This is a genomic window from Paracoccus laeviglucosivorans (assembly GCF_900182695.1).
Lineage (GTDB): Bacteria > Pseudomonadota > Alphaproteobacteria > Rhodobacterales > Rhodobacteraceae > Paracoccus > Paracoccus laeviglucosivorans.
Genome location: NZ_FXTK01000029.1, coordinates 21,266 through 27,777, shown reverse-complemented (window position 1 = coordinate 27,777; position 6,512 = coordinate 21,266). Strand labels below are relative to the sequence as shown.

General features: G+C 60.0%; 7 protein-coding genes and 1 pseudogene. 4 read left to right on the top strand and 4 right to left on the bottom strand.

The genetic code is table 11. The features are described from left to right. Positions 1-626 precede the first annotated feature (626 nt). The 3 genes from FN835_RS19150 to FN835_RS19140 form a co-directional block, all read right to left on the bottom strand. Positions 627-1,811, bottom strand: a complete 1,185-nt coding sequence (locus tag FN835_RS19150; RefSeq protein WP_142664844.1) for an MFS transporter — start codon at positions 1,809-1,811, stop codon at positions 627-629. A 76-nt stretch (positions 1,812-1,887) separates the two neighbouring features. Next, on the bottom strand, positions 1,888-2,433 hold the full coding sequence (locus FN835_RS19145) for a cysteine hydrolase family protein (RefSeq protein ID WP_142664843.1): 546 nt from the start codon (positions 2,431-2,433) through the stop codon (positions 1,888-1,890). 22 nt (positions 2,434-2,455) lie between these two features. After that, positions 2,456-3,235, bottom strand: coding sequence for an MBL fold metallo-hydrolase (locus FN835_RS19140; protein WP_142664842.1), 780 nt, complete (start codon positions 3,233-3,235; stop codon positions 2,456-2,458). A gap of 92 nt (positions 3,236-3,327) precedes the next feature. On the opposite strand from FN835_RS19140, the gene FN835_RS19135 reads away from it, so the two are divergent. The 4 genes and pseudogenes from FN835_RS19135 to FN835_RS21345 all read left to right on the top strand — a co-directional run bounded on the left by FN835_RS19135 (position 3,328) and on the right by FN835_RS21345 (position 5,476). Continuing rightward, positions 3,328-4,278: a GlxA family transcriptional regulator gene (locus FN835_RS19135; protein WP_142664841.1), complete on the top strand. Its 951-nt coding sequence runs from the start codon at positions 3,328-3,330 to the stop codon at positions 4,276-4,278. 74 nt (positions 4,279-4,352) lie between these two features. Further along, positions 4,353-4,658 carry a hypothetical protein gene (locus tag FN835_RS19130; RefSeq protein ID WP_142664840.1) on the top strand — a complete coding sequence of 102 codons (306 nt, stop codon included), beginning with the start codon at positions 4,353-4,355 and terminating at the stop codon, positions 4,656-4,658. A gap of 24 nt (positions 4,659-4,682) precedes the next feature. Beyond that, a pseudogene (locus FN835_RS21685) lies at positions 4,683-4,861 on the top strand (ISL3 family transposase); the annotation flags it as partial. 459 nt (positions 4,862-5,320) lie between these two features. Then, entirely contained in the window at positions 5,321-5,476 is a 156-nt protein-coding gene (locus tag FN835_RS21345) for a hypothetical protein (protein ID WP_185958754.1), read from the top strand. Between the two features lie 51 nt (positions 5,477-5,527). Here the strand turns inward: FN835_RS21345 and FN835_RS19120 are convergent, their stop codons facing one another. Continuing rightward, positions 5,528-6,253 (bottom strand): hypothetical protein, encoded by a 726-nt coding sequence (locus FN835_RS19120; RefSeq protein WP_142664839.1) that lies wholly within the window; start codon positions 6,251-6,253, stop codon positions 5,528-5,530. Positions 6,254-6,512: the final 259 nt, after the last annotated feature.

The following is a 6,512-nucleotide window of genomic DNA, read 5'->3' as shown; positions in this document are numbered from 1 at the left end:
TCAGGGCCGCATCTGCGAAGAGGGCGCTCCCGAAGATCTGTTCACTGATCCTTCCGAGGACCGCACCCGCGAATTTCTGGCGGCCACGCTGGACGACAGTGCCAGCTGATTGCGCCCGAACCGCTGCACCAGCCCCAGGATATTCCCACCGCTAGAGGGCATGTTGGCAAATAGCCAAGCCGTGGCCTAATGCAGGCAACTTCGAAGAAGTGAGCCAATGCGGCTTCAGAAAGCCGAGGCAGCAGAATTCGCCGCGGTGCGCGGCGAAAACCTCACCTGAACAAGTGGAAGTGGTGCGCAACGCTTCAGCACTTTCCGCGCGATGGGCGACACGTCAGGCCTTCGAAGAACGTGCTTTGACGCATCTCGAGCGTATTTGCCTAGATCTGCACAGTAAGTGCCGAACGGCGGCTTTGTGAAATGCGGCAGCGCGGCATTGGCGGCACGCGACCGTCCGCATTGGGCCGGCCTCAGTTGGTTTGGTCGCAACCTAGATAAATCCGCGAAACCCGCCATTCGCTGCAGCGCAGCGATCGCGAATATTCGAGAACTTTGGTGATATTTGTTGGCACCGAATGTGGAGGGGTCAACGACACGATCTTCCGAGAAACGTCTGCATTGTTGGCCTACGGTGCTGGAACGCTTTTTGCGGTTGCCATCCTCCAGATGAGCGGAGCAAGCACAAGCACGATTGCCGGGAAGATCAGCAGGTTAATCAAGCTCCAGCCCGATGTCTGGAGCAGAGCGCCCGAGAAGAACGACCCTGCCGCCACGGTGCCGAAGACGATGAAGTCGTTCAGCCCTTGCGCCGTGCCACGCTCGGCATCGGTGTGCGCATCCGCCACCATCGCCGTCGCACCGATGAAGCCGAAGTTCCATCCGAGGCCCAGCAGGATCAGCGAGATGTAAAAGTGTGTCACGTCCAGACCCGCAAGGGCAACTGCACCTGACAGCCCGATGATGACAAGGCCGGTGGCCGTCACGCGCTCTTTGCCGAAGCGGGCGATCAATCTTCCGGTAAGGATGCTGGGGGCGAACATTGCGAGGACGTGCCATTGGATGCCATGTGCGGCGTGATCGACCGAATGACCGTGACCAACCATCGCCATCGGCGCGGCCGTCATCACGAATGCCATCAGCCCATAGGACACGACGCCCGCCATCACGGCAAGCAGAAACGAGGGCGACGACAAAAGCTGCCTCGCGCTACGCCCGCCTTTGGCCGCTGCTTCACTTGCGGGACGCGGTGCATGCAGCATGGCAAGAACAGGCAGGGCGATCATCGCCAGCGCAGCCTGACTAAGGAAGCTGCCTGCGTAGGCGACGCCGGACACCGAATCCCGCGTTAGGATCACGAGCTGCGGCCCGATCACGGCGGCGATAAGCCCCCCGACCATCACCCACGAAATCGCGCGACCCCGTTCCGAAGGCTCGCACCCATCCGCGGCCGCGAAGCGATAGGTCTGGACGTAGGACGCATAAAGCCCCGCCGCGAAAGTGCCGAAGCAGAACACCGCGAACGCCCCGATCCAGATTCCGGCGGCTGCGATCAGACCCGAGACGACCCCGATGGCCGCCCCGAGAAGGTAGCCGCTGCGCCGGCCGAAACGCCGCATGATCGCGGCAGCCGGAAGCGTGCCGAGCGCCAGCCCCAAGTTGAACAAACTGACGGGAAGCGTTGCCAGCCCCGGATTGCTGGACAACTGCTGGCCCACCAATCCGCCCAAGGAGATGACGATCGGTGCGCTGGCGCCGCCGAGGGACTGCGCGGCGACGAGGACGGCAAGGTTGCGCTTGGGCAGGGATTCCACGGGGTATCTCGTATCCGATAAGGGTGATGTTACTCAAAGGGGACGATCACGGACCGCATCCGCCCCCTTCCTCCGCTCAGCCGAAGCGGACGTCGGCGGTCTTTTTTACCTCGGCATAGGCAAAGGCCAGTGCCGACATGAAGGATGCATGCACGTCGGCCGCCGGAACGACGCGCCCGTCGAACTCGGCGTCCCGCGTGGCGCAGGCATCCGCCACAACCGTTACGGCATAGCCGTGATCGGCTGCGGCGCGGGCCGTTGCGTCGATGCACATATGGCTCATCGCGCCGACAATGACGACATCGGTGATACCCTCTGCATCAAGCGCCTCATTCAGGCCGGTTTCGCGGAAGGAATTCGGGAAGTTCTTGGTGATCACCGTTTCGTCGTCCGCTGGCGCTACCGCGGGGATGATCCGCGCGCCGTCCGTCTCCGGCTCGAAGAATGGGGCGCCGACCGGATTTTCGTGGCGGATGTTGAACACCGCCACGCCCGCGGCCCGCGCAGCGGCGATGACGGTCCCGGCATTGGCGATGGCCTGATCGATCCCCTCCAGCGCGAAACGGCCGGAGGTCAGATAGTCCTTTTGCAAATCAACGACGATAACTGCTGTCTTGGTCATGATTTTCTCCTTGTTCGGGGGGTTAAAGCGAGATCGTCTCGCCATCGGCGGGGATCAGCAGGTTGCGCGCATAGCCGCGTTTTTCGGCATCCGTCCGAAGCGCGTCCCGGGTAAGTTCGGCATGGTTGACGGCCTCCATGTGGCTGGCGATGACCGTTGCATCCGGCGCAGCCTCGCAGACCTTCTTCACATCGTCCACGCCCATGATGATCGCACCAAGGCCGACGATACGCGCGTCACCCGCGTTCACGACGACGACCTGCGGCGCGTGCTCGGCAAGGTTTCCTTCGACATGATCGTTCCATACAGTGTCACCGGCGACATAGAGGCGCTTTTCGTCGGGGTGTCGGAGCAGAACACCCATCACGTCTCCCATGAGCTTGTGCGCCTCGTCCGAACCATGCTGGCCCGAAGTTCTGGTCAGGGTCACGCCCAGAAATACCGAGCTGTCGTCCAAAACGCGGACATCTTCGAACCCCTGTCCACGGATCGTCGCGGCATCGGCCTCGTTCTGCACGAAAAGCGGAAGGTGCCTGGGGACCAGCCGGACGGCCGCCTCGTCCCAATGATCGGCGTGGGTATGGGTGACGATGACGGCATCCACGTCGAGGATCTGCGCCATCGGCACCCCAAGCTCGGCCGTCGGGTTGCGGACATCGGCCCGGGGATTGGGCTGCGCGGGATCTACGGAGGCCTCGAACCCCTCATAGGTCCCTTTGTCTGCGAGATAGGGATCGACCAGAAAGCGGGTGCCGCCAAAGTCGATGCGCAGCGTGGCATTGCGGATTTGCGTGATCTGCACGGGATAGGATCTCCTTCTTTGGACACGGTAGATATCCGCCAGCGACTAGGTCTATAAGTGGCGCTATCGACAAATATAGGGGCAGTATCGCCATGTCGGACCATGTTACTGAAGTCGGCATCGTTCTGTATCCCGGCGCGCAGATGGCGGCGGTGTTGGGATTGACGGATCTATTCGCCACAGCCAACCGTGTCGTCGCACTGCAGCGCTTCAATACCGTCCACACGCTGCGCATCAGCCATTGGCAGGACGGGGATCGCGTGCATGACACCATGCCGGAGGCCGAGGCCTCGCCCGAAGTGCTGATTGTGCCGCCGACGCTGGGCAAGCCGATCCCGCGCGAGGTAGCAAGGGCCGAAGCGCCATTTCTGCGCGCACGCCATGCCGAAGGTGTGACTCTATCCTCGATCTGCACTGGCGCGTTCGTTCTGGGAGAGACCGGACTTCTGGACGGCCGCACGATCACCACGCACTGGACCTTCGACCATACGATGCGCGAACGTTTCCCGAAAGTCCGACTGGATCTGGACCGGATGGTAATTGAGGATGGCGATCTCATCACCGGGGGCGGCGCGATGTCTTGGGTGGATGTCGGGCTGAAGATCGTGGACCGCATCCTTGGCCCTGACACGATGATCCGAACCGCCCAGACCCTGCTCGTCGATCCCCCGCACCGGGAACAACGCTACTACAGCGGCTTCGCGCCCAACCTGACGCATGGCGATGCAGCAGTGCTGAAGGTCCAGCACTGGTTGGAGGCAAGCGACGCGAAGGAAGTCGAATTGACCCGCCTGGTCACGGAGTCTGGGCTGGAGAGCAGAACTTTCCTTCGCCGGTTCAAGAAGGCGACGGGCCTGACGACGACCGACTACATCCAGCGCCTAAGGATGCGAACGGCGCGTGAGTTGCTGCAATTTGGAGCAAAAAACGTCGATCAGATTGCGTGGGAAGTCGGCTACAGCGACCCGGGCGCTTTTCGAAAAGTTTTCTCACGTATCGTCGGGCTGTCTCCCGCCGAATATCGACGCCGGTTTCACGCCTGAAGCTTCGGCCCGAGTAGCTGGATGCTGCACGTGCAGCCACGGGAAAACGTCTGAACGACCGGTTTGGGGCTTTCGTGACCAAGGATGTCGACGCTAGGCCGCATCGTACGAACTACCGGTTTGTCCGCAACGCCGACGTCCCAGCTGGCGATTTTCTGCGCCACTCATCGACCGTCCGCTTCCGGGAATGCGGCCACGCAGCATCTGTCGAGGTTGACCGGCAGCTATGGGCGGCATCGCAGACGCTCCGCATCTCGAAATGCTGCGCCGCGTTTCCGATGGCCGGTTCGGGCAATGCCGCCGCGCAGCACCGGCGAGGCCCGACCGGCGGCAACGGGCCGAGCAGTTTTGTTTCGCCCTTGGCCGACCCGACCCCCTGAACTGGGGCTGCAGAAAGCAACTCCATCGCCACATTCGCGCGAGGTCTTCGAAAGGACCTAGCCGCCGTCGCGGCCGTCCTACGCGAGCCATGGTCCAACGGTCAAACCAAGGGCAAATCAACCGCCTGGAGCTACTGAAACGCCAGCTGCATGGCCGCACCAACATCGATACACTACGAGCCCGCCTAATCGCGATAGACTAATCCTGTGCCGCCGTCCTGCATCACGATTGAGGCACATCCAATACTGCCTGCCGATAAGGGGTCAGCATTCCGCGCCGATTGACGAGTTATGCTTCCCAAGAATTCTGGTCATTGTCACCTCAGGATCGTGCATCTATCCCCGAAGAAGTTTAGGGTCAGGATTCATAACCATCAGCTGACGGGCGTCGGCAAACGGCTCGCTCGTGTTTTCAAGGTCGAGCATCATCTGCCTGATATCGGAGCGCCTGAATAGATTGTAGCATTGAAAGGAAGCAACTTGTCGAAAGTTCGTGTCGGCGACTCACATCAGCCTGTGGCGAGCAAGCCCACAACACCACCTCCACCGAAGCCCAAAGGATAAGGGGACGACAATGTCGCAGGGAAAAGGCCAGACAACACATCAGCCGCCGACAACCAAGCCAGCTTCGCCGCCGCCGCCAAAGCCAAAAGGATGAAAGCATGACTGACAAAAAGAAGCCGACGCTCACGATCCAGCAGGCCGAGCGGCAGTTGGGTGTGAGGATTGACGTCAACGACCCTCGGCGAGTTTTGGGGAGCGTACAGCGCACCGCAGAACTCAAGCCGATCGAAGCGAAACCAAAACCCAAGGAGTAGGGGAGGCCATGAAAAAGATCATTCGTTCTGAGCAGCCTCTGTCCCAAAAACCTAGTTCCTCTCCGCCGCCAAAGCCGAAAGGCTAGGTTCCTTTCGGATGAGGGTTTCTTGATGGCGCGAGCCAGCCTTCAGGCTGTCGGCATCATGTAGGCTGATGCGCACCTCGAGAATTTCTGACGCCGGTATGAAGGTCATATCGTAACCCCAATCTGGCTTGGCTGGATCGAAGACCTGACGTTCCTCCCATTCCGTGGTTCCAGCGTGCATTATGTCAGTAACGTACATGCCGACTGAACCGTCTTCACCAAGAAGGCACGTTCCGAGCGGAGCATTAGTGAAATCCGCAAGGTTGAGTGTCATCATCCGCTCACCGTTTTTCTTACGCACTACTAGGCGTTGTGGGCTGCGGCTACGATGCAGCATGGATTCCCAAGCGGTGGTGCATCGATCCGCGGCGGAAACGCCAGTCGCTCGTAAGACCTTGAACGTTCTGTCCATCAACCACTTTCGCCAAACGCATGCAGCGCCTATGGCCAAGCAGAGCCCGAGCGCATAACTGCCGAATAGAACCCAAGATTTGGCTTCATAGGCAGTAGCGACGAAGAACGTCGTCTTAGCTATGAATGCAAATGCAAAGGTGATGAATAGAACATCGAGAGTTCCATGTTTCGTATCTCTTCCGGTGTAAGCGATACGATAGCCGAGGTAGCCAGCTACAAGCGAGGCGAGCGTATCTAACGGCAAGTCAAGAAGATACTGGACGTGTTCAGGCTGCATTTTGATCCCTTTTCAGCACCTAATGTAGATCGAAAATATGCGAGCCGAAACAGGCATGGCCTAGCGAACCAGATCAGGGGTATTCAGCTAGGGTTCTTTATATGTTCCGTGGAACATGGAAGGAGTAGGTGATGAACCTCCCGTTGAAGTCAGTCCCGTCGCCCCTTGGCTCGGCAGCAAACGCGACCTTGCAAAAACCGTCTACGCGATCCTCGATCACACCCCTTGCCGGACCTATGCCGAACCGTTCGTCGGCATA